Origin of the sequence: Streptomyces sp. NBC_01224 (assembly GCF_036002945.1) — a bacterium.
Classification (GTDB): Bacteria; Actinomycetota; Actinomycetes; order Streptomycetales; family Streptomycetaceae; genus Streptomyces.
Genome location: NZ_CP108529.1, coordinates 4,162,044 through 4,183,990 on the forward strand (window position 1 = coordinate 4,162,044; position 21,947 = coordinate 4,183,990).

Annotated in this window: 21 protein-coding genes; 13 read left to right on the plus strand and 8 right to left on the minus strand. The window is 71.0% G+C overall.

Going from position 1 to position 21,947, the window contains the following annotated elements:
• Positions 1-55 precede the first annotated feature (55 nt).
• The 5 genes from OG609_RS18300 to OG609_RS18320 all read left to right on the plus strand — a co-directional run bounded on the left by OG609_RS18300 (position 56) and on the right by OG609_RS18320 (position 5,226).
• Positions 56-964, plus strand: a complete 909-nt coding sequence (locus tag OG609_RS18300) for an SIS domain-containing protein (protein WP_327273812.1) — start codon at positions 56-58, stop codon at positions 962-964.
• Between the two features lie 114 nt (positions 965-1,078).
• Positions 1,079-2,011 carry an ROK family protein gene (locus OG609_RS18305; protein WP_327273813.1) on the plus strand — a complete coding sequence of 311 codons (933 nt, stop codon included), beginning with the start codon at positions 1,079-1,081 and terminating at the stop codon, positions 2,009-2,011.
• Positions 2,011-3,165 (plus strand): N-acetylglucosamine-6-phosphate deacetylase, encoded by a 1,155-nt coding sequence (gene nagA, locus OG609_RS18310; protein WP_327273814.1) that lies wholly within the window; start codon positions 2,011-2,013, stop codon positions 3,163-3,165. The genes OG609_RS18305 and nagA overlap by 1 nt, the downstream gene beginning before the upstream one ends.
• Before the next feature lie 170 nt (positions 3,166-3,335).
• On the plus strand, positions 3,336-4,316 hold the full coding sequence (locus OG609_RS18315; protein ID WP_327273815.1) for a 1-phosphofructokinase family hexose kinase: 981 nt from the start codon (positions 3,336-3,338) through the stop codon (positions 4,314-4,316).
• A gap of 58 nt (positions 4,317-4,374) precedes the next feature.
• Complete coding sequence (locus OG609_RS18320) at positions 4,375-5,226, plus strand: class II fructose-bisphosphate aldolase (RefSeq protein ID WP_327273816.1); 852 nt, start codon at positions 4,375-4,377, stop codon at positions 5,224-5,226.
• A gap of 69 nt (positions 5,227-5,295) precedes the next feature.
• Here the strand turns inward: OG609_RS18320 and OG609_RS18325 are convergent, their stop codons facing one another.
• Together OG609_RS18325 and cdgB are read right to left on the minus strand one after the other, a co-directional pair.
• Positions 5,296-6,240 (minus strand): carbohydrate-binding protein, encoded by a 945-nt coding sequence (locus tag OG609_RS18325; RefSeq protein WP_327273817.1) that lies wholly within the window; start codon positions 6,238-6,240, stop codon positions 5,296-5,298.
• A 152-nt stretch (positions 6,241-6,392) separates the two neighbouring features.
• Positions 6,393-8,036: a diguanylate cyclase CdgB gene (gene cdgB, locus OG609_RS18330; protein ID WP_327273818.1), complete on the minus strand. Its 1,644-nt coding sequence runs from the start codon at positions 8,034-8,036 to the stop codon at positions 6,393-6,395.
• Positions 8,037-8,396: 360 nt separating this feature from the next.
• Here cdgB and OG609_RS18335 point away from each other — a divergent pair, with 360 nt between their 5' ends.
• Entirely contained in the window at positions 8,397-8,903 is a 507-nt protein-coding gene (locus tag OG609_RS18335; RefSeq protein WP_327273819.1) for a flavin reductase family protein, read from the plus strand.
• Between the two features lie 24 nt (positions 8,904-8,927).
• Here OG609_RS18335 and arfB read toward each other — a convergent pair whose 3' ends face one another.
• Positions 8,928-9,362: an alternative ribosome rescue aminoacyl-tRNA hydrolase ArfB gene (arfB, locus tag OG609_RS18340; RefSeq protein ID WP_327273820.1), complete on the minus strand. Its 435-nt coding sequence runs from the start codon at positions 9,360-9,362 to the stop codon at positions 8,928-8,930.
• A 193-nt stretch (positions 9,363-9,555) separates the two neighbouring features.
• On the opposite strand from arfB, the gene OG609_RS18345 reads away from it, so the two are divergent.
• Positions 9,556-10,131, plus strand: coding sequence for a TerD family protein (locus OG609_RS18345; protein ID WP_327273821.1), 576 nt, complete (start codon positions 9,556-9,558; stop codon positions 10,129-10,131).
• A 467-nt stretch (positions 10,132-10,598) separates the two neighbouring features.
• The gene (locus tag OG609_RS18350; protein WP_327273822.1) at positions 10,599-12,179 is read left to right on the plus strand and encodes a M4 family metallopeptidase; all 1,581 of its coding nucleotides are present in this window, start codon (positions 10,599-10,601) and stop codon (positions 12,177-12,179) included.
• A gap of 25 nt (positions 12,180-12,204) precedes the next feature.
• Here the strand turns inward: OG609_RS18350 and OG609_RS18355 are convergent, their stop codons facing one another.
• Together OG609_RS18355 and OG609_RS18360 are read right to left on the minus strand one after the other, a co-directional pair.
• Complete coding sequence (locus OG609_RS18355; RefSeq protein ID WP_327273823.1) at positions 12,205-13,611, minus strand: M1 family metallopeptidase; 1,407 nt, start codon at positions 13,609-13,611, stop codon at positions 12,205-12,207.
• 272 nt (positions 13,612-13,883) lie between these two features.
• A complete protein-coding gene (locus OG609_RS18360) occupies positions 13,884-14,441 on the minus strand; it encodes a GlcG/HbpS family heme-binding protein (RefSeq protein ID WP_327273824.1) in 558 nt (185 codons plus the stop codon).
• A gap of 290 nt (positions 14,442-14,731) precedes the next feature.
• On the opposite strand from OG609_RS18360, the gene OG609_RS18365 reads away from it, so the two are divergent.
• The 3 genes from OG609_RS18365 (at position 14,732) to OG609_RS18375 (ending at position 17,229) form a co-directional block, all read left to right on the plus strand.
• A complete protein-coding gene (locus OG609_RS18365; protein WP_327278101.1) occupies positions 14,732-16,015 on the plus strand; it encodes a sensor histidine kinase in 1,284 nt (427 codons plus the stop codon).
• A complete protein-coding gene (locus tag OG609_RS18370) occupies positions 16,012-16,638 on the plus strand; it encodes a response regulator transcription factor (RefSeq protein ID WP_327273825.1) in 627 nt (208 codons plus the stop codon). Before OG609_RS18365 ends, OG609_RS18370 begins: the two co-directional genes overlap by 4 nt.
• Positions 16,639-16,731: 93 nt before the next feature.
• The gene (locus OG609_RS18375; RefSeq protein ID WP_114245809.1) at positions 16,732-17,229 is read left to right on the plus strand and encodes a hypothetical protein; all 498 of its coding nucleotides are present in this window, start codon (positions 16,732-16,734) and stop codon (positions 17,227-17,229) included.
• A gap of 15 nt (positions 17,230-17,244) precedes the next feature.
• Here OG609_RS18375 and OG609_RS18380 read toward each other — a convergent pair whose 3' ends face one another.
• On the minus strand, positions 17,245-17,922 hold the full coding sequence (locus tag OG609_RS18380) for a pentapeptide repeat-containing protein (protein WP_327273826.1): 678 nt from the start codon (positions 17,920-17,922) through the stop codon (positions 17,245-17,247).
• Between the two features lie 109 nt (positions 17,923-18,031).
• Here OG609_RS18380 and OG609_RS18385 point away from each other — a divergent pair, with 109 nt between their 5' ends.
• The gene (locus tag OG609_RS18385) at positions 18,032-19,240 is read left to right on the plus strand and encodes an NAD(P)-binding protein (protein ID WP_327273827.1); all 1,209 of its coding nucleotides are present in this window, start codon (positions 18,032-18,034) and stop codon (positions 19,238-19,240) included.
• A gap of 80 nt (positions 19,241-19,320) precedes the next feature.
• On the plus strand, positions 19,321-20,322 hold the full coding sequence (locus OG609_RS18390) for a zinc-binding dehydrogenase (RefSeq protein WP_327273828.1): 1,002 nt from the start codon (positions 19,321-19,323) through the stop codon (positions 20,320-20,322).
• A gap of 175 nt (positions 20,323-20,497) precedes the next feature.
• Here the strand turns inward: OG609_RS18390 and OG609_RS18395 are convergent, their stop codons facing one another.
• On the minus strand, positions 20,498-20,986 hold the full coding sequence (locus tag OG609_RS18395; RefSeq protein WP_327273829.1) for a GNAT family N-acetyltransferase: 489 nt from the start codon (positions 20,984-20,986) through the stop codon (positions 20,498-20,500).
• A gap of 31 nt (positions 20,987-21,017) precedes the next feature.
• Complete coding sequence (locus OG609_RS18400; protein ID WP_442817977.1) at positions 21,018-21,944, minus strand: aminoglycoside phosphotransferase family protein; 927 nt, start codon at positions 21,942-21,944, stop codon at positions 21,018-21,020.
• Positions 21,945-21,947: the final 3 nt, after the last annotated feature.

Genomic DNA, 21,947 nt, shown 5'->3' on the forward strand with positions numbered 1-21,947 from the left:
CTGTGCCGCACCGCCCGCATCGTCACCGTTCCACGCCGCAAGGAGCCGTCCAGCCATGTCCCGTACCGCATCAGAAATTGCCACCCAGCCCGACTGCTGGCGGCGTGCCGCAGAGGCGGGGGCAGTGTTCGACGGGCTGCCGCGGCCGGGTGAGCGGGTCGCCGTCACCGGGTGCGGCACCTCCTGGTTCATGGCTATCGCGTACGCGGCGCTGCGCGAGGCGGCCGGTCAGGGTGAGACGGACGCGTATCCCTCGTCCGAGTTCCCGGCCGGGCGTCCCTACGACCGGGTCGTGGCGATCACCCGCTCCGGTACGACGACCGAGGTGCTGGAGCTCCTCGGCGAGCTGCGCGGCAAGGTCACCACCGTCGCGCTGACCGCCGACCCGAAGACGCCGGTCATGGACGCCGCCGACGCGGTGGCCGTACTGGACTGGGCGGACGAGGAGTCGGTCGTCCAGACCCGCTTCGCCACCACCGCACTCGCCTTTCTGCGGGCCGGTCTGGAGGCGTCGGGTCCGCTTCCGGCCGGGGTGAAGACGGTCGCCGCCGCAGCGGTCGACGCGGAGCTCGCGGTGACGGAGCCGCTGGACGAGGCGGTGGTCTCGGCCGAGCAGTGGACGTTCCTGGGGCGCGGCTGGACGTACGGCCTGGCCCAGGAGGCCGGGCTGAAGATGCGTGAGGCGGCGGGCGCTTGGACGGAGTCGTACCCGGCGATGGAGTACCGGCACGGCCCGATCTCGATCACCGGACCGCACCGCGTGGCGTGGGTGTTCGGTCCGCTGCCGGAGGGGCTCGCCGGCGATGTGGCACAGGTGGGCGGCACGCTGGTCGCGCATGCCACCGCGGACCCGATGGCGGATCTGATCCGGGCGCAGCGGCTGGCAGTCGAGCTCGCGGAGTCGAAGGGTTACGACCCGGACCACCCGCGCAATCTCTCGCGCAGCGTGATCCTTTCGTCCTGAGCCCGCTGTCCGAGTCCACTGCTGCGGGGTCGTGGGCGCGATTTTGTATGGAGGCGCAACAAACCGCGATAGTGGACTAGACCTTTTGGGGTCCGTCGGGCGAAACTGTTTCCCGTGAAACACGTCATCGCCCTCGATGTGGGCGGCACCGGAATGAAGGCCGCACTGGTCGGGGCCGACGGCGCCCTGCTGCACGAGGCGCGGCGGGCGACCGGCAGAGAACGCGGTCCCGACGCCGTAGTGGAGTCGATCCTCACCTTCGCCGCGGACCTGAGGGCGTACGGCGAGGAGCACCTCGGCGAAAGCGCTGTCGCGGCCGGTGTCGCCGTGCCCGGCATCGTCGACGCCGAGAACGGGATCGCGGTCTACGCCTCGAACCTGGGCTGGCGCGACGTACCCATGCGGGAACTGCTCGGCGAACGGCTCGGCGGTGTCCCCGTCGCGCTCGGCCACGATGTGCGCACCGGCGGACTCGCCGAGGGCCGGATCGGCGCGGGCAAGGGCGCCGACCGCTTCCTCTTCGTACCGCTGGGCACCGGGATCGCCGGGGCCATCGGCATCACGGGCACCATCGAGTCCGGCGCGCACGGGTACGCGGGCGAGATCGGCCACATCGTGGTCCGGCCGGACGGCCCGGACTGCGGCTGCGGCCAGCGCGGCTGTCTGGAGACCCTGGCGTCCGCCTCCGCGGTGACCCGGGCCTGGGCCGCGGCGTCCGGCGATCCGACGGCGGACGCCGCGGACTGCGCGAAGGCCGTGGAGTCGGGCGACCCGGCGGCCGTGGAGGTCTGGCGGAACGCGGTCGACGCGCTCGCCGCCGGGCTGGTCACCGCACTGACACTGCTCGACCCCAGCACGCTCATCATCGGTGGCGGTCTCGCCGAGGCCGGGGAAACCTTGTTCACACCACTCCGTGCGGCCGTCGAGGAACGTGTCACGTTCCAGAAGCTGCCCCACATCGTCCCGGCGGCCCTCGGGGACACCGCCGGATGCCTGGGCGCAGGGCTGCTCGCCTGGGATCTTCTCTCCACGGAGGTATCCGCCTGATGGCCGGACGCGCAGACAGCACAGTTCTCGCAGGTGCCCGGGTGGTGCTTCCCACCGGGACCGTCGAGGACGGCCGGGTGATCGTCGAGGGCACCCGGATCGTCGGCGGTGCGGCGGAGGGCGCCCGGACCGTCGACCTGAGCGGGCACTGGGTGGTCCCGGGCTTCGTCGACATGCACAACCACGGCGGCGGCGGCGCGTCCTTCACCTCCGGCACCGTCGACGAGGTCCTCACCGGCATCCGCACCCACCGCGAGCACGGCACCACCACGCTGGTCGCCTCCACCGTCACCGGCGAGATGGACTTCCTCGCCCAGCGGGCCGGTGTCCTGTCCGAGCTGGTCGAGCAGGGCGACCTGGCCGGTATCCACTTCGAAGGGCCGTTCATCTCACCGTGCCGCAAGGGCGCGCACAGCGAGGATCTGCTGCGCCACCCGGACCCGGCCGAAGTCCGCAAACTGATGGACGCGGCGCGCGGCACCGCGAAGATGTTCACGCTCGCCACCGAACTCCCGGGCGGCATCGAGTCGGTGCGGCTGCTCGCCGAGCACGGGGTGATCGCCGCGATCGGGCACACCGACGCGACGTACGAGCAGACCGTCGAGGCGATCGACGCGGGCGCCACCGTCGCCACCCACCTCTACAACGCAATGCCCGGCCTCGGCCACCGCGCGCCCGGCCCGATCGCGGCCCTGCTGGAGGACGAGCGGATCACCGTCGAGCTGATCAACGACGGTACGCATCTGCACCCCGCCGCCCTGGAGCTGGCCTACCACCACGCGGGCGCCCACCGCGTCGCGCTGATCACCGACGCCATGGACGCGGCCGGCTTCGGCGACGGCCGGTACCAGCTCGGCCCGCTCGCGGTCGAGGTCAAGGACGGCGTCGCGCGGCTGGTCGAGGGCGACTCGATCGCGGGCTCCACGCTCACCCTGGACACCGCGTTCCACCGGGCCGTGACCATCGACAGGATCCCGGTCGGCGATGTCGTGCAGTCCATCTCCGCCAACCCGGCACGGCTGCTCGGCGTGTACGACAAGGTCGGCTCGCTGGACCCGGGCAAGGACGCGGACCTGGTGATCCTGGACGCGGACTTCACGCTCAAGGGCGTCATGCGCAAGGGCGAATGGATCGTCGATCCCCAGATCGGCTGATTTGGCCCGTTATTGACGGCGAGTCGAATACGTAACGAAGAGACGGCGGTTGGTCCGGGGGTCTGGGCCGACCGCCGCCTCTTTGACATGATCGCCTGGGAAACAGGCAGAGAAAGCGCATTCCGTCCAAGGATTCGCGCTCCAGAGCAGGGATCGAGGGAGCGGCCGCGGTGATCCTCACGGTCACACTGAATACGGCACTCGACCTGACGTACGGCGTCCCGGAGCTCGTCCCGCACGCCAGCCACCGCGTCAGCGACATGTCCGAGCGGCCCGGCGGCAAGGGCCTCAACGTGGCCCGGGTGCTCTCCGCCCTCGGCCACGAAACGGCAGTCACCGGCTTCGCCGGAGGCTCCACCGGAGCCGTGCTGCGCGAACTGCTGGCCGGCCTGCCACCGCAGGACGCGGACACGAAGACCGAAAACGGTGCCACACCCGCCGCCGCGCCGATCACCGACGCCCTCGTCACCGTCGCCGGGAACACCCGTCGCACGATCGCCGTCGTCGACCGGGCCACCGGCGACACCACCCAGCTCAACGAACCCGGCCCGCTCGTCACCGCCGACGAATGGACCGCCCTCCTCGGCCGGTACGAGGAGCTCCTCACCGGGGCCGACGCCGTCGCCCTCTGCGGCAGCCTGCCGCCCGGCATTCACGTCGGCGCCTACGCCGAACTGGTCCGCCTGGCCCGCACCGCCGGCGTCCCCGTGCTCCTGGACACCAGCGGCGAACCGCTGCGCCGAGGCATCGCCGCCCGCCCCGACCTGATCAAGCCCAACGCCGACGAGCTCGCCCAGCTCACCGGCTCCCGCGAACCGCTGCGCGCCACCCGCGACGCCCGCCGCCGCGGCGCCCACGGGGTCGTCGCGTCACTGGGCCCGGACGGCATGCTGGCGGTCACCCCCGACGGCGTCTGGCAGGCGTCCCCGCCGGCCAAGGTCCTGGGCAATCCGACCGGTGCGGGCGACTCCGCGGTGGCCGGGCTGCTGTCCGGCCTCGTCGAGGGCCTGAGCTGGCCGGACCGGCTGCGGCGGGCGGTGGCACTGTCGACGGCGACCGTGCTCTCCCCGACGGCCGGTGAGTTCGACCGCGCGGCGTACGAGGAGCTGCTGCCGCGCGTCGGCATCGAGGAACACACAACGGCGGCCTGAGGCCGCGCCCGTCCCGGACCCGCGTTCAGCTGGTTCGAAGAAGTAGCAAGAGGTCAGCATGCCGCTCGTCAGCACCGGTGAACTCGTCTCCGCCGCCCAGGCCGAGGGACGCGGGATCGCCGCCTTCAATGTCATCACGCTGGAGCACGCGGAGGCCATCGCGGCCGGAGCGGAGCGGGCCGGAGCGCCCGCCATCCTGCAGATCTCCGAGAACGCCGTGAAGTTCCACGGCGGACGGCTCTCCGCCATCGCCGCCGCGGCCGCCACCGTCGCCCGCACCTCCGGTGCCCCCCTCGCGCTCCACCTCGACCATGTCGAGTCCGTGGACCTGCTGCACCAGGCGCACACGGAGGGCTTCGGCTCGGTGATGTTCGACGCCTCCAAGCTGCCGTACGAGGAGAACGTGCGGGCCACGGCCGAGGCGGTGGCGTGGGGGCATGAGCGCGGCATCTGGATCGAGGCCGAGCTCGGCAAGGTCGGCGGCAAGGAGGGCGAGGCCCCGCTCGACGCCCACGCCCCCGGCGTCCGTACCGACCCGGCCGAGGCCGTCGCGTACGTCCGCGACACCGGGGTGGACGCGCTGGCCGTCGCGGTCGGCTCCTCCCACGCCATGACCGAGCGCACCGCCGCCCTGGACCACGAGCTGATCGGCCGGCTGCGCGACGCGGTCCCGGTCCCACTGGTGCTGCACGGCTCCAGCGGCGTCCCGGACGACGAGATCCGCCGGGCCGTCGCCTCCTCCGGCATGGTCAAGATCAACGTGGGCACGGCGCTGAACACGGCGTTCACCGGCGCGGTACGGGCCTACCTGGCCGAGAACACCACGGGCGTGGACCCGCGCAAGTACATCGCATCGGGGCGCGAGGCGATGGCCGCGACGGTGGCGGGGTTCCTGAGCCTGATGGGCTGACGGCCCGCACGCAAAAGCGGTCCGGCCCCCACACCCGAAGGCGTGGGGGCCGGACCGCTCGCGTACGGGTCAGCGCTTCACGTGACCGGCCTTCAGCGACAGCTGGTCCAGGTTGGCATCACACTGATCGCCCTCGTTGCAGGAGATCATCAGGGTGTTCGCACCCTCGGTGAGGTTGAGCCAGGCGAACGTGGTCGTCCAGCCCTTCTCCAGGTCACCCTCCGGCGCGTGCGCGTAGTTCTCCATGTTGATGCCGCGGGGGGCCTCGGAGTTGACCGTGAGGGACGTCTTGGCGTCCTTGCCCGGTACGCCGTACGTCACGAACAGCGTGTACGGACCGGCCTTCGGCACCTCGACCGACCAGGTCGCCGACCTGCCGACCTCGTTGAGGTTGATGTACTGGCCGTTGGCGCTCTTGGCACCCTTGGTCGCGTTGTCCAGCTGGGCCGTGCCGCCGAGCTTCAGCGTCGCCGCGTCCTGCTTGGGCAGCTCGGCCGGGGCCTCGGAGCTCGCGGACTGCTGGGGCTTCGGGGAGTCCTCGACCTGGCTGCCGGGACCGGCGGAGGTGGTGGCCTCGTCCTTCTTCTTGTCCTTCTTGCCGTTGTCCGCGAGCAGCGCGGCGCCGATGCCGATGAGCACGACCAGGACCACCGCGACCGCGCCGATCAGCAGGCCCTTGGTGTTCGGGCCGCCCTTGCCGGGGCCGCGGCCGCCCTGCTGCACGACCTGCGCGGTGGGGGCGCCGCCGGGGTACGTCTCCGGGGCCGCGTACTGCGCGTTCGGCTGGCCGTACGGCTGCTGGTGCGGCACCTGCTGCCCGTACTGGCGCTCGCCGACTGTCCGCACCTGGTTGTACGAGGTCCGGGGCACGCCGGGCTGCGGGGCCGCCGGACCCGGGTAGCCGTAGCCGCCCTGCCGTGGCGGCTGGGCGCCTGCTGCCTGTCCGTCCTCGTACAGGTAGCCGAACGGATCGTCGTCCTCGGGCTTGCTTGCGCCGTTGTTCCCGGCCGTCATCCCTGGGTCACTCCTCACCATGTCGCCAGCCGTCGCCGAATTTCGCCAGCCGTGGCCGACCGGCCGAGCCTACCCCGAACGGACCGCACCAAGAATTGCCGTCGCACGTCCTGGAACCGCCACGGGATGCGGGAACAGCACCGTCGTGAACGTCAGCCGGCCCTGCGGTGAACCTTCGCCCGGGACCGCTTCTCCACGTACATCCGCTGGTCGGCGGAGCGCAGTACCTCTTCGGCGGTCATGCCGCACGCCGCCCAGCCAATGCCGAAACTCGCTCCGACACGCACCGCCCGACCATCGACCCGAATGGGCGGAATGATGGCGTTACGGAGGCGTACGGCCAGGTCCGCGGCGTCCGCGGCGCCGAGTCCGTCGGCGAGAACGACGAATTCGTCACCCCCGAGCCGGGCGACGGTGTCGCCGTCACGGACACAGGTGGTGAGACGGCGGGCGACCTCGATCAGTACCGCGTCACCGGTGTGGTGGCCGAAGCGGTCGTTGATCGACTTGAAGCCGTCCAGGTCACAGAAGAGGACTGCGAGGCCCTTCGCCCCGTCGTCGTTCTCGGTGTCGGGTGCGACGGAATGCACATGGTGGTCGTACGGGCCGCCGGGCACCGAGTCCACGTCGTAGCCGTGCGTCCGCGCGTCCGGATCCTCGACGTCGCCGTAGGCCGCGTCCAGCGCCTCCACCGCGGTGGTGGCCACCGAGTGCGGGCGCTCGCAGAGCCGGGAGCCGAGCCGGGAGCGCAGCTCGGCGCTGTTGGGCAGACCGGTGAGCGCATCGTGCGAGGCGCGGTGCGCGAGATGCAGCTCGTGGCGCTTGCGCTCCTCTATGTCCTCGACATGGGTGAGCAGGAAGCGCGGGCCGTCCGTGGTGTCGGCGACGACGGAGTTGCGCAGCGAGACCCAGAGGTAGGTGCCGTCCCGCCGCCCGAGCCGCAGCTCGGCGCGGCCGCCCTCGGCGGAGGTGCGCAGCAGGGTGCCGATGTCCTCGGGATGGACGAGGTCGGCGAAGGAGTAGCGGCGCAGGACGGACGCGGGGCGGCCGAGCAGCCGGCACAGGGCGTCGTTGGTCCGCAGCAGCCGGCCGTGCTGGTCGCCGCCCATCTCGGCGATGGCCATGCCGCTGGGCGCGTACTCGAAGGCCTGCCGGAAGGATTCCTCACTGGCCCGCAGCGCCTGCTGTTCACGCTCCAGACGGACCAGGGCGCGCTGCATGTTCGCTCTCAGCCGGGCGTTGCTGATCGCAATGGCGGCCTGTGACGCGTACATCTGGAGCGCCTCACGGCCCCAGGCACCGGGGCGGCGGCCGTTGCGCGGGCGGTCGACGGAAATGACGCCCAGGAGATCGAGGCCGCCGCCGGACGCGTACATGGGAGCGTAGAGCCGGTCCTCGGGGTGCCACTCGTCCTCGAAGCGGGGTTCGGGGCCCTCGGTGTGCCACTGCGGTACGTCGTCGTCGAGGAGGACCCAGCCGTCGGTGTGCGGTATGAAGCGGAGCTCGTCCCAGGCCTCACCCATCGAAAGCCTGCGCTCCCAGGAGCTGCGCGAGCCGACGCGGCCGGTGATCAGGGCTTCTGCGGCGCTGCTGCCGGCGAAGGCGGCGACGACGAGATCGCCGTCGGGGCGGACCAGGTTCACGCAGGCCAGCTCGTAGCCGAGACCGGCGACGATTCCGTCGGCCACGGTCTGCAGTGTGTCGGCCAGGCTCCGCGCCGTATTGAGATCGGCCACGGCCTGATGCAGCTGCCGCATCGTCGCAAGACGGACATACGGCTCCGACTCGGCCTCCATTGCTCGCACTCCCCGAGACCTCGACAGCACTCCAGGTTTCATATCGACGTACTGGCTTCAGTGTCACGGCCACTGAATCACAGTGAGCTGTGCAGTCGGTACACAGGGTCAGCAAATATTGCGCTCTGTGACTCAAGTCACAAGAGATGGTAAAGAGGCCAGAGTCCCGTGCGACTGCGGTCCGTCCTTTGCTTGAACGCAAATCCGTACGTTGCGGCGCCGGGCCGCCGCCGCGGGTCCTAGGACCAGGCTGGTCCCCTGGCCCGATGCGACGGCGGGCCGTGCGCAGCTAGCGTGCCCGGTGTGTTGCAGACAAAGCCCCCCGCCCCGCGTTCCCGGCCCATCCCCCATGCTGAGGGGGTGAGCAACGATGAGTTCCGAGGCGCCCTCGCCCGGTTGGCCGCCGGAGTCGTGCTGATCACCGCCGAGGAGCCGCCGCTCGACGAGAACGGGCGCGGTGAGGACGTCGGGATGACGGCGACCGCTTTCATGTCGGTGTCGCTGGACCCGCCACTGGTCATGGTCAGCCTGCGCAACGACTCACGGATGGACGACCTGCTGTCGGAGCAACCGCTGTGGGCGGTCTCCGTACTCGCCGAGAGCCAGCGGCACATCGCCGGCCGGTTCGCGATGAAGGGCCGGATCAGCGACCGGCTGCTGTTCGAGGACATCCCCTATACAAGGGGGGAGATCAGCCATGCACCTCTGGTCGGAGGCGCACTGGCCACGCTGGAGTGCCGCACCGAGCAGCGGGTCCTGGCGGGCGACCACACGCTGGTGATCGGCCGGGTGCTGAGCGCGGCCCTGCCGAGCGGGGACGGATCGCCGCTGACGTACTTCCGGGGGCGCTACCGGCAGCTGGGGTGAGCGGGCGGCATCGCGCGGGCGCGGCTACCAGTCGCGGCCGGAGCGGCCGCGCTTCGTGTCGCCGCGCTGCTTCTTCTCCCGCAGGCGGCGTTCGTTGATGCCACGCGGAATCCTGGTCTTCCGGCGTGGTCTGGGGGGCGGCGCCGTGGCCTCGGCCAGCAGGGACGCGAGCCGTACGAGAGCCGTCTCGCGATTGCGCCACTGGGAGCGGTGCTCGGACGCCCGTACCGCGATCACCCCGCCCACGAGCCTGCTCTCCAGACGCTGGAGCGCCCGCTCCTTCCATACCTCGGGAAGCGACTCGGTCGCCGCGAGGTCGAAGCGGAGCTCCACCTGGGAGTCGCTGGTGTTGACGTGCTGCCCGCCGGGCCCGGAGGACCGCGAGAAACGCCACATGAGCTCGGCCTCCGGCAGGGAGACCGAACCGCGGATGACATAGGGCCCGGACATGGCACCCATGTTCCCCGGCCCACAGGGTGTTCGTCACCTTCTTTTGCCGGTCGGCCCGTACGGACCGTACGGGCCGACCGGGGGACTTCGGTAAAGAAAGTAAAGGGAGCAGGAACCTCCCGGTCCCTTGCCCGCGTTATGACCTGTGACGGTAGCTTCGTGATGGCATGAAGCCCGCAATCGAAGATGAAAGGGACTTCCCATGGCTGTAAGCCTGTCCAAGGGCGGCAACGTCTCGCTCACCAAGGAGGCCCCGGGCCTGACCGCCGTCACGGTCGGCCTCGGCTGGGACGTCCGCACCACCACCGGCACCGACTTCGACCTCGACGCCTCGGCGATCGCGGTCAACCCGGGCGGCAAGGTCGTCTCCGACGGCCACTTCGTCTTCTTCAACAACAAGTCGACGCCGGACCAGACCATCGTCCACACCGGTGACAACGTCACGGGCCAGGGCGAGGGCGACGACGAGCAGATCAACGTCAACCTGGCGGGCCTGCCGGCCGACGTCGACAAGATCGTCTTCCCGGTCTCGATCTACGACGCCGAGACCCGCAGCCAGAACTTCGGCCAGGTTCGCAACGCATTCATCCGCATCCTCAACCAGGCCGGCGGCACGGAGATCGCCCGTTACGACCTGAGCGAGGACGCCGCCACCGAGACCGCCATGGTCTTCGGCGAGCTCTACCGCAACGGCGCGGAGTGGAAGTTCCGCGCGGTCGGCCAGGGTTACGCCTCGGGCCTGCGCGGCATCGCCCAGGACTTCGGCGTCAGCATCTGACGCAAGAGCTCATCACGCAGAAGCCCCCGGCCGTCACTGCCGGGGGCTTCTGCGTGCGCACCGGCCGGGCTTGAGCCAGGGCCGTTATGCATAAGCACTCTGCGAACACTCACAGATGACCGCATAGCGAACATCGAGCGGGCCGAGCAAGGACGGCGGCTCGGCCGACCACTGGTCAAAGACGGTCGGCCGGCTCCACGTCCACTACTCGTCGGAGCCGGACTCGCGGCCCTTCACACGCCGCACACATGCCCCGCACCGCCAGAGCTGTGCGCGGCGTTTCGGCGCGCGGAGTTCCAGGCCGCCGTCACCGCCGGACTCCGCCGAATAGCGAACACAAGCGCATCCCATTCGGACAAGAAGTGGTCAAAAAAATGTGAGGCATTTGTTAGTACACCGTCAATGCCGGTCATTCGGTGGCACGCTCTCGGCTCGTAACCCCCCACGGAACGAGCAACGGAGAACGCATGACCCCCCACATGAACACCCGTCGCGCCGCAGCCCTGGCCGCCGTGGCCGCGATGGTCGTCGTCGGCGTCCAGACCGGTGCGGCAAACGCCGCGCCGGACAACGGCAATGACGGTCCCTCCGCCCCTCGCAGCGCCGCCCCCTTCGGCGCGAACAGCGCCTCGCAGCGCACCGCCGCCATCAAGTCGGCGCAGTCCGACGCCTCTTCGACCGCCGACTCCCTCGGGCTCGGCAGCCAGGAGAAGCTGATCACCCGTGATGTGGTCAAGGACGCCGACGGCACCGTCCACACCCGCTACGAGCGCACCTACGCCGGCCTCCCGGTCATCGGCGGCGATCTCGTCACCCACACCACCCGCAGCGGAAAGCTCAAGAGCGTCACCAAGGCGACCGGGGCCCGGATATCCGTGCCCTCGACGACGGCGAAGATCAAGACCGCGGCGAGTGGCCGCAAGGTGATCTGGGCGGGCGGCGGCAAGCCCGTCCTCGCCTTCGAGACGGTGAAGACCGGGGTGCAGAAGGACGGCACGCCGAGCAGGCTGCACATCATCACCGACGCGACCACCGGCAAGAAGCTCCAGAGCTACGAGGCGATCGAGACCGGCGTCGGCAACAGCCAGTACAGCGGCCAGGTCGACCTGACGACCACCGCGGCCGGCTCCGGTTTCGAGCTGACCGACGGCGACCGCGGCGGCCACAAGACGTACGACCTCAACCAGGGCGAGAGCGGCACCGGTGACCTCGTCACGGACGACGACGACACCTGGGGCGACGGCACCGGCGACGACCGCCAGACCGCCGCCGTCGACGCCGCCTACGGTGCTGCGAAGACCTGGGACTTCTACAAGTCGGCGTTCGGCCGCGACGGCATCGCCGGTGACGGCAAGGCCGCGTACTCGCGGGTCCACTACGGCGACGGGTACGTCAACGCGTTCTGGGACGACAGCTGCTTCTGCATGACGTACGGCGACGGCGCCGACAACAAGAGCGCGCTGACCGCTCTCGACGTCGCGGGTCACGAGATGAGCCACGGCCTGACCGCGTCCACCGCCAACCTCGACTACTTCGGGGAGTCCGGCGGTCTGAACGAGGCGACCAGCGACATCCTCGGCACCTCGGTGGAGTTCGCCGCCGACAACAGCACGGACGTCGGCGACTACCTCATCGGCGAGAAGATCGACATCAACGGCGACGGCACGCCGCTGCGCTACATGGACAAGCCGAGCAAGGACGGCGGCTCCGCGGACTACTGGGACAGCAGCGTCGGCGACCTCGACGTGCACTACTCCTCCGGCGTCGCCAACCACTTCTTCTACCTGCTGTCCGAGGGCAGCGGCGCGAAGACGATCAACGGCGTCGACTACGACTCCCCGACCATCGACGGCTCGACGGTCACCGGCATCGGCCGGGACAAGGCCGTCCAGATCTGGTACAAGGCCCTCTCCGAGTACATGACGTCGACCACCGACTACGCGGCCGCCCGCACGGCGACCGAGAAGGCGGCGACCGACCTGTACGGGGCGGACAGCGCCGAGCTCGCGGCAGTCGACGCCGCCTGGAGCGGCGTCAATGTGAAGTAGCCCCACTGCTGTACGCGGGAGCCGGTCAGCCCTTCGAGGCGGGCCGGCTCCTGCCGTACAGCCAGGTGTTCCAGAGCGCCGTCAGATCCTGACCGGTCGCCTTCTCCACATAGGCGGTGAAGTCGGCGGTCGACGCGTTGCCGTGCCGGTGGGCCTGCGTCCAGCCCCTGACGAGCGCGAAGAAACGCTCGTCGTCGCCCACAGCCTGCCGGATCTTGTGGATGACCATCGCCCCGCGCCCGTACACCGGCGCCTGCGAGATGTCCGCGGCGGTCGGCGGATCGGCGGGCGGAAAGGCCCAGTTGTCGTCGTCGGCGAAGGCGGCGTCGAACCGTTTCTGGACCGGGTTGCCCTCCTGGTTGTCCTCCCACAGCCACTCCGCGTAGGTCGCGAAGCCCTCGTTGAGCCACATGTCCCGCCAGCTCTTGGGCGTGACGGAGTCCCCGAACCACTGGTGGGCCATCTCGTGGACGAGCAGTCCGGCGTCCGGCGGCCCCGGGAAGAACGGCCGGTTCTGGGTCTCCAACGCATATCCGGCGTCCCCGGGACGCTCGACGATCGCGCCCGTGGCGGAGAAGGGGTACGGGCCGAAACGTTCTGCCTCCCATTTCACGATCTCGGGAACCCGGGCGAGAATCCGCGCGCTGTCCGCCGTCACCTTCGTGTCCGCGGCGGTGAACACCTTGATGCCGTCCGGAGTGGTCGACGTCTTCGTGTCGAAGCGGCCGATGGCGACCGTCGCGAGATAGCTCGCCATCGGTTCGGCGGTGTGCCAGTGGTACGTGGTGGTGGTACCCGAGGTGCTGCGGGATGTCAGCTCTCCGTTGGAGACGGCCGTCAGGCCCTTGGGAACGGTCACGGTGATGTCGTACGACGCCTTGTCGCTCGGGTGGTTGTTGCCGGGGAACCAGGCCATGGAACCGGTCGGCTCACCGAGCGCGACCGATCCGTCCGCGGTCCTCAGCCAGCCCTCCTTCGACTTGTCGGGGTCGGTGAGGGTCTGCGGGGAGCCGGAGTAGCGGACGACCGTACGGAACGTCCTGCCCTTGTGGAGCCGGCTCTCGATCTCGGCGTCGGGGCGCAGCGTCAGCTCGTGCCCCGCCCGGTTGACTGCGGCAGGGCGGCCCTCGACGGTCGCGGACCGCACGGTGAGCCCGGCGAGGTCGAGGTTGAAGGCGCTGAGGTCCTGGGTGGCGCGCGCGGTGATCGTGGCGGTGCCGCTCAGATGCCGGGCGGCCGGGTCGACGTCAAGGGCGAGGTCGTAGTGCGTGACGTCGTAGCCGCCGTTGCCGAGCTTCGGGAAGTACGGGTCGCGCAGACCGGCGGCGCCGGGGGTGCCGTCGACACCGCCGATGCAGGCTGTCGACGTCGTCAGAACCAGCAGGGCGAGGGCAGCGCGTGCCGTTCGGCGTACAGATGTTCGCTGATTCACACAAGTGATCCTAGGCGCGAAATGTCCGAATGCGCTTGTGCAGGCACGGTGGCCGCTTACGACCTCGCCCACGATTGGCAGTGGGAGAAGGAGCGGTGTCCGGGGCCTTCGAATCCAAGGCAAAGGAGGGAGTCGACGCGGAGGGGCCCCATGCCTTAAGGGCTATGGGGGAGTTGTCGGCTGACGACAACTCCGGAGGGGGTCCCCTGGCCCTCAAGGCCTTGGGGGAGTGCGTGCCCAGCCCCGCACTGCCCCCCATGTGCCGGTCGGTCTTACTTCGCGAGAGTGGCGACGCCGGCCTTCGCGAACTTCTCGTCGAGGTCGCCGCTGGGGGCCCCGGCCACTCCGATGCCCGCCACCGGGGCACCCTTGACCTGCACCGGGGCGCCGCCCGCGAGGAACAGGGTGCCGGGGATGTCCTTGAGGTTCGGGGCCTGCTCCAGGCGCTTGGCCAGCTCGGAGGTGGGCGCGTTCCAGGAGACGGCGGTGTACGCCTTCTTCACGGCCGACTCGTACGCCTGCGGTCCTGCGCCGTCACCGCGCAACGTCACGACGGTGTTGCCATTGCGGTCGACGACGGCGACGGAGACGCGCTGGTTCTCCTTCTTCGCGGCGTCGAGCGCGGCCTGCGCGGCCTTGGTGGCGGCGGCCACGGTCAGGTGGGTGGTCTGCTGGAGGTTCCGGTTCGCGGTGTCGGCGTCGACCGCGGCGACGGGTGCGGCGGCCGGGGTGGAGGCATTGGCGGACATCGCGCCGAAGGTTCCGGCGCCGAGGGCGGCGGCGGCAACGGCACCGGTCAGGACGCGAGTGCGCAGCGACAGCTTCTTCATGGTGGGCTCCTTCAGCAGCGGGGTCAGCGGATGAGCCTGCTCGGCTCTGTCATCGATCCTCCGGCCGCGTCCGGCGCCGTACGGTCGACGAACCGGCTCGACGCCGCGCGCGGTACGGCCGACGGCCCCATCGGCCGATCGGTTGATGCGTGGGTGGTCATCCGGGGTGACCATGGACGTATCTGTGCAGGTCAGCAGCGTCGATAGCGATGGTGAGGAGCGAGGGGTACGAGGTGGAGCACCGAACCCGGCGGGCGCCCGGCACGGTCACGGGGCGGACTGACGGCACCGTGACAGGGCGGACCGGCTCTTTTGGCGAGAGCGGGAACGGCGCAACCGGGACCGGCGACCCGGATGCCCGATGGCTCGCGCTCCTGATGCACGCCGCGTTCTTCCTGCTGCTCGGCGCCTCGCTCGCCCGCTTCCTGCTGCGGCACCCGGGCGAGGCCCGCACCCCGTGGATCATCGCGCTCTCCGTCGCCCTGGCCGTGCTGTACGTGCTCGGGCCGGTGCTCGGTTCGCGTCCGACGCCGCGCAGCGTGGTGTGGCTGGGGGTGCTGGTCGCCGTATGGATGGTGCTGGTCGTCCTCGCGCCGAGTTTCGCGTGGTGCGCGGTCCCGCTCTTCTACACCGGACTGCGGATCCTTCCGCCACGCGCCGCACTCGCGCTCGTCGCTCTGCTCACCGTGTTCGTCGTCGCCGCGCAGCTGCGGCTGGCCGACGGTTTCGACCCGAACCTGGTGCTCGCCCCGCCCGCGGTGGCGGCGGTCGCGACGGCGGTCTTCGTCCATACGCAGCGTCAGGCCGTGCGTCAGCGCGAACTGTCCGAGCGGCAGGGCGAACTGATCGACGACCTGCTGCGCACCCGTCGCGAACTGGCCGCAACCGAGCGCCGCGAAGGAACCCTTGCCGAACGCCAGCGGCTCTCGATGGAGATCCACGACACTCTCGCGCAGGGCCTGTCCAGCCAGCAGATGCTGCTCCAGGCCGCCGACCGCACGTGGGACGCCGACCCGGCGACGGCCCGCCGCCACGTCCGTACGGCAACGGGCATCGCAGAACGCAATCTGGCCGAGGCCCGCCGCTTCGTCCACGACCTGGCCCCGGCCGATCTCGCGGAGGGCGGCGGCCTGGAGGCGGCTCTGCACGCACTGGCCGCGCGCGAGACGGCGCAGGCGCAGGGGCGGCTCACCGTCCGCTGCCATGTGGAGGGAGAGCAGCACACCGCGCTGCCCGACCGGGTGCAGTCGGCGCTCCTGCGCATCGCGCAGGGCGCACTGGCCAATGTGAAGGAACACGCACACGCGACGGAGGCGGCGCTGACGCTGACCCATCTCGACGACCGGATCGTCCTGGACATCGCCGACAACGGGCACGGCTTCGCACCCGCCGAGCGCACCGGACCCAGCGGCGGCGTACGCGGCCACGGGCTGCCCGCGATGCGCGCCAGGCTGCACCAGCTCGGCGGCACGCTGACGATCGAGTCTGCACCGGGCGAGGGTACGGTCCTGTCCGCCGCCGTCCCCCTCACGCCCGCACCCGCACCGACAACCGCCCCGGAGGCCCCCGCATGACCGCGCCGCCCGTACGCATCCTGCTCTGCGACGACCATGCCGTCGTACGCGCAGGGCTGCTCGCCCTCCTCGGCAGCGAACCGGACATCGAGGTCGTCGGCGAGGCCGGCAGCGGCGAGGAGGCCGTCGCCCTGGCAGCCAAGCTCACCCCGGACGTCGTCCTGATGGACCTCCAGCTCGGTGAGGGCATCGACGGCGTCGAGGCCACCCGCCGCATCGCCGCCACCGGCGTCCACGTACTGGTCCTCACCACGTACGACACGGACGCCGACATCACCCGCGCCATCGAGGCGGGCGCCACCGGCTACCTGCTGAAGGCCGAACGCCCGGAGGAGCTCTTCGCCGCGATCCGCGCGGGCGCCCAGGGCCGCACCACGCTCTCCCCGCCCGTGGCCAGCCGTGTCATGGCCCGGATGCGCAAGCCCGGGCCCACCCTCACCGACCGCGAACTCGACATCCTGGCCCAGCTCTCCCAGGGCCTGGGCAACCGGGACATCGCCCGCGCCCTGTTCATCAGCGAAGCCACGGTCAAGACCCACCTGGGACGCATCTACGACAAACTCGGCGTCGACACCCGCGCGGGCGCCGTAGCCGTGGCGAAGGAGCAGCGGCTGCTGCCCTAGCTAATCCGTGTCCTGCCGGACTCGTGGGGCCCCGCGGCGCAGGCCCCACCCGATCGTGTCGGCCCCCGTCACCGGGCATGACACCATCGAACTGTGCTCGACATCGGCTACTCCCTCTCCCGACGCTTCCCCGATCCCCCGCAGACCGACTACCGCCGCGCGGACGTGCACGCGCTGCGGCACGATCTGTTCTCCGGGGACGTCTACCTCGCGGACACCAAGGCGGACCGCGAAGTGTCCACAGCCTGGGGATGGGTGCCGGTGCTCGACTTCGCGTGGGCGCTGTGCGACATCGTCGAGCAGATAGACCAGGACCCGCGCGGCAACCGCTCGCACCGGCGTCAGTTCGCGGAGCTGGACTTCACCGAGTCGTCCGACCGGATGCTCTTCGAGCGCCGCTTCGGCTGGGTCGACGTCGAGGCCGACTGGATGCCCGGCGACGAACCCCCGCTCACCTTCAGCCACTCGCTGCTGCGCCGAGAGGCCCGCGACTTCCTGCACGACCTGATCGCCGACCTCGCCGACATGCACGAAGGGCTCGCCGACAACCCGGTGATCTGGGACCTGCAGGCCCGCTTCCCCCGTATCTGACCCGGCCCCGGCGGGCTACGTCTCCACCCGCACCCCGATCTGCGCCGCGAACGCCGGGGCCAGCTCCATCAGCTGTGACGGGCTGATCACCGCACCCGCCAGCCGCTCCACCCCGCGGGCGATGTCCAGCTCCGCGACCGTCCGCAGATCCACCGACTCCATCCGTACGGAACTGAAGTCGGCCCGCTTCAGCACACAGTCGCGGAACTCCACCCGCACCAGCTGCGCATCCCCGAAATCCGGCTCGGACAGCACACAGCCCTCGAACACCACGTCCTTCAGCCGCGCCTTCCGCAGATTCAGGTAGTCGATCTTCCCGCCGCGCACCAGCACCCGCTCCAGCACCGCGCCGTGCAGCTGCACCCCGCCCAGCCGTGCGTCCACCACCTCCACATCGCGCAGCGACGCCCCCGCGAGATCGGTGCCCACACCCCGTACGCCCGTCAGCACCGAGTCGATGAAACGGGCCCTGCCCAGCTCCGTACGGTCCAGCGCGCAGCCGTCCAGCGCACAGTCCATGAAACGGGCCCCCGGACCCGACTCGTCCGCAAGATCCGTACCGTCGAACCGCACACCGTCGTAGTCCCCGTCCGGCTCCAGCCCTCCCCCGTCGTACGGAACGAGCGGCGGCAGCCGCACCTCCGGCCGCCGTGCCGCTGCGATCGTGTCCGTCTTCCTGCTGCTGCGCGCCATGCCCCCATCGTGACCCACCCCACTGACAACGCCCCTCGCCGATGTCACGAACGGGTGCCGCGAACCGTCCCGTACACAACAGCGCCCTTCAGCGAAGGAGACCGGGACCATGCAGCGCATCCACATCATCGGCGGCGGCCTCGCCGGGTTCACCGCAGCGATCACCGCCGCCGAGTCCGGCGCCCTGGTGACCGTCCACGAGGCCCACCACACCCTCGGCGGACGGGCCAGGACCGCCGAAGGCCCGTACCGCACCAACGAAGGACCCCACGCCCTCTACCGCCGCGGACCGCACTGGACCTGGCTCGACCGGCGCAACCTCCTGGGCCCCGTCGCCACCCTCCCGCCTCTCGAAGGCGCCCGGCTCCGCTTCCGCCTCGACGGCACCCTGCGCCGTACCCCGCCCCTCGCCCTCCTCCGCCTCAGCCGCCGTCGCGCCGAACAGGCCCCCGTCGACACCGACTTCCGCACCTGGGCCACCGGACAGGTCGGCGAGGCGGGCGCCCGCGCTGCCGCGCACTACGCCGCCGTCGCGCTCTACCACCACGACCCCGGTGCGCTCTCCGCCGCGTTCGTCCAGGAACGGCTGCGCCGCGCCGCCGCGCTGCCGCCCGAGGCCCGCTACCCCGTCGGCGGCTGGGCACAGGTCATCGACCGGATGGCGGCCCGCGCCTGGAACCTCAGCGTCCGGATCGAGACGGCGGCGCGCGTGGACGCCGACACCCTCGACACCCTGACCCGACAGGGTCAGGTGATCGTCGCCACCTCCCTCGACGCGGCCCGCTCCCTGCTCCGCGACCCCTCACTGACCTGGGGCAGCGGCAGGACCGCGCTCATCGACCTGGCCCTGCGCACCCGGCGCGGCGACGCCTTCGCCGTTTCCGACCTCGACGCCCCCGGCTGGATCGAACGCTTCAGTGCCCAGGACCGCACCCTCGCGCCCGCCGGACAGCAGCTCGTCCAGGGGCAGTTCCCCCTCGCTCCCGGCGAGTCCCGGGCCATCGGCATCGCCCGCGCCGAGGAGCTGCTCGACCTCGGCTACCCGAACTGGCGCGAGCGCACCGTATGGCGGCGCGAGGCCCTCGCCTCCGGCCGCACCGGCGCGGTCGACCGGCCCGGCACCACCTGGCGCGACCGGCCCGCCATCGACCGCGGCAACGGCATCTACCTCGCGGGTGACCAGGTCGCCGCGCCCGGACTGCTCAGCGAGGTGTCGTTCAACAGCGGAATCGAGGCGGCACTGCTCGCCCTCAAGGCTTCCGAGAGCCGGACCACCGCCCGCACCTCCACGGCAGGGCTTGACCTCAAGCAGACTTGAGGTCGGAGGGTGGCTGCACAGGGCCACGGGCCCCACAAGCCCACAGGCCCACAGCGACCGACACCACCGGGGAGTCCACCGTGCACGCCATCCGCCTCCACACCTTCGGCCCGGCCGAGAACCTCACCTACGAGCAGACCGCCGACCCCGTACCCGGCCCCGGCCAGGTCCGTATCGCCGTCGCCGCGGCGGGCGTGCACCTTCTCGACACGGCCCTGCGCGAAGGCATGACGGGCCCGTTCCCGGCCCCCGCCGAGCTGCCGACCATCCCGGGCCGCGAGGTCGCGGGCCGGGTCGAGTCGCTCGGCGAGGGCACCGACCCCGGCTGGCTCGGCAAGCGCGTCGTCGCCCATATCGGCATGGTCCCGGGCGGCTACGCCGAACTCACCGTCGTCGACGCCGAGAAGCTGCACACCGTCCCGGACGGCCTCGACGAAGCCGAAGCCGTCGCCATGATCGGCACCGGCCGCACCGCACTCGGCATCCTGCAGTTCACCGACCTCGGCCCCGGCTCGACCGTCATCGTCCCGGCAGCCGCGGGCGGCATCGGCACCCTGATCGTGCAGTACGCCAAGAACGCCGGGGCCACCGTCATCGGCCTCGCCGGCGGCCCCGCCAAGGTCGCCGCCGTCCGGGCGAACGGCGCCGACCTCGCCGTCGACTACACGCTCCCCGACTGGCCCCGGCAGGTCCGCACCCACCTCGACAAAACCGGCCGTCGCGCCACCGTCGTCTACGACTCCGTCGGGGGCACCACCGGCCGCGCCGCCGTCGACCTCCTCGGCAAGGGCGGACAGCACATCGTGTTCGGCTGGTCCGGGGCCGGACTCCACGACGGAGCACCGCTCACCTTCACCGACAAAGAACTCGCCGAACGCGGCATCACCTCCGGGAGCGTGCTCGGCCCCGCCATGATGGCGAAGGCGGGCGGCCTGCGCGCCCTCGAAACCCGATCGCTCTCCGAGGCGGCCTCCGGCCGGCTCCGCCCCACGGTCCAGCGCTTCCCGCTCGCCGAAGCGGCCGCCGCCCACCGCGCCCTGGAGACCCGGGGCACGATGGGCAAGGTCGTCCTGATTCCTTAACCCGGCGAGGACTTACGACCTCGCCCGCGATTGTCAGCGGCATCGCGGTGTCTGGGGCCTCCGCCTCCGGCGTTGTCGTCAGGCGCCGACGCTCCGCGTCGACTCCCTCCTCCGCCTTGGATTCGAAGGCCTCGGACGCTACTCCTTCTCCCACTGCCAATCGTGGGCGAGGTCGTTACTCGCCGCCGAGCTGTTCCCCGAGCTTCGACAACGCCCCGTCCGTCAGCCGGTACACCGTCCACTCGTCCTGCGGCCGCGCGCCCAGCGACTCGTAGAACGCGATGGACGGGGTGTTCCAGTTCAGCACCGACCACTCCAGGCGCTCGTAGCCGCGCTCCACACAGATCCGCGCCAGCTCCGTCAGCAGCGCCTTCCCGTGCCCGCCGCCGCGCCGCTCCGGACGTACGTAGAGGTCCTCCAGGTAGATGCCGTGCACCCCGCGCCACGTGGAGAAGTTCAGGAACCACAGCGCGAAGCCGACGACCTCGCCGTCGTCGTCCGACTCGGCGATGTGCGCGTACGCGGCGGGCCGCTCGCCGAACAGTGCCTCGTGCAGCTGCTCCTCGGTGGCGTTCGCCTCGTGCAGGGCCTTCTCGTAGTCGGCCAGCTCACGGACCATGGCGTGGATGACGGGGACATCGGCAGGGGCAGCGGTACGAATCATGAGGGCAGCGTAAGCACGGGCTCGTGCCCCACTAACCCCGCCCCAGCAACTGCCGTGCGATCTCGGCCTGATCCGGCTCCAGCCGCCGCTCCCCGTCCGTCACAGCCCACAGACCGTTCTGCAGCAGTCGCCCCAGCGTCCAGGCCCGCGCCCGCTCCCGGTCGAGCCCCAGCACCTCCGTCATCAGATCGAACCGCCGGCGCACCGCCACCGCGTCGAACCTGTTGACCAGCGCCGGAAGGAGCTCGAACCCCGGATCGCCGACCAGCGGCTTCGGGTCGATGGCCACCCACCTGCCCTCCCCGTCGGCCAGCACATTTCCGTAATGCAGGTCCCAGTGCAGCAACCGGTCCCCCGGCTCCCCCGCGACCTCCCGCACCGCCGCCGCGCAGTCCGCCAGCAGCCGCCGCTCCTCCCCGTCCGCCAGCGCCGCCACCGCCCCGGGCGCCGCCGCCAGCATCCGGGCCGCCATGTCCCCCAGCCCCCGCAGCCCACAACCCGCCGGAGCGGGTACGGACGACAGCCGGGCCAGCAGCCCCGCCAGAATCCGCACCGCTTCCCGCCCGTCCGCCATCCCCGTCAACGAGCGGTGACCTTCCAGTCTTTCCAGCAACAGCGTCCCCGTCGCCGCGTCGTGATCCAGCAGCTCCACGGCCCCCGCGCCCGCCTCGCCCCACACCCGCAGCGCGACAGGCTCCCCCACCGTCTCCTCGTCCACCGGCTGAAGCTTCAACGCCGCCCGGCGACCGTCCGCCACCCGCACCACCGGAAGCACCAGCGCGCACACCCCGTAGAACGCCGCACCGTCCCGCCGGAGCCCCCACCGCTCCAGGAACTCGGCGGCCCGCCCCGGCAGCGCCGCGAGAAAGGCCCGCCCTGCCGCCCCGTTGTACTTGGACTGGGTGCCGATCAGCTCGTCCGGAATGTCAATCACGCGGACGATCGTAGAGCCGTGCATCAA

Coding starts and splice junctions, on each gene's coding strand:
- OG609_RS18300 (WP_327273812.1), top strand. CDS start 56: ATGTCCCGTACCGCATCAGAAATTGCCACCCAGCCCGACTGCTGGCGG.
- nagA (WP_327273814.1), top strand. CDS start 2,011: ATGGCCGGACGCGCAGACAGCACAGTTCTCGCAGGTGCCCGGGTGGTG.
- OG609_RS18320 (WP_327273816.1), top strand. CDS start 4,375: ATGCCGCTCGTCAGCACCGGTGAACTCGTCTCCGCCGCCCAGGCCGAG.
- OG609_RS18325 (WP_327273817.1), bottom strand. CDS start 6,240: ATGACGGCCGGGAACAACGGCGCAAGCAAGCCCGAGGACGACGATCCG.
- cdgB (WP_327273818.1), bottom strand. CDS start 8,036: ATGGAGGCCGAGTCGGAGCCGTATGTCCGTCTTGCGACGATGCGGCAG.
- arfB (WP_327273820.1), bottom strand. CDS start 9,362: ATGGGTGCCATGTCCGGGCCCTATGTCATCCGCGGTTCGGTCTCCCTG.
- OG609_RS18345 (WP_327273821.1), top strand. CDS start 9,556: ATGGCTGTAAGCCTGTCCAAGGGCGGCAACGTCTCGCTCACCAAGGAG.
- OG609_RS18350 (WP_327273822.1), top strand. CDS start 10,599: ATGACCCCCCACATGAACACCCGTCGCGCCGCAGCCCTGGCCGCCGTG.
- OG609_RS18360 (WP_327273824.1), bottom strand. CDS start 14,441: ATGAAGAAGCTGTCGCTGCGCACTCGCGTCCTGACCGGTGCCGTTGCC.
- OG609_RS18370 (WP_327273825.1), top strand. CDS start 16,012: ATGACCGCGCCGCCCGTACGCATCCTGCTCTGCGACGACCATGCCGTC.
- OG609_RS18380 (WP_327273826.1), bottom strand. CDS start 17,922: ATGGCGCGCAGCAGCAGGAAGACGGACACGATCGCAGCGGCACGGCGG.
- OG609_RS18385 (WP_327273827.1), top strand. CDS start 18,032: ATGCAGCGCATCCACATCATCGGCGGCGGCCTCGCCGGGTTCACCGCA.
- OG609_RS18395 (WP_327273829.1), bottom strand. CDS start 20,986: ATGATTCGTACCGCTGCCCCTGCCGATGTCCCCGTCATCCACGCCATG.
- OG609_RS18400 (WP_442817977.1), bottom strand. CDS start 21,944: ATGCACGGCTCTACGATCGTCCGCGTGATTGACATTCCGGACGAGCTG.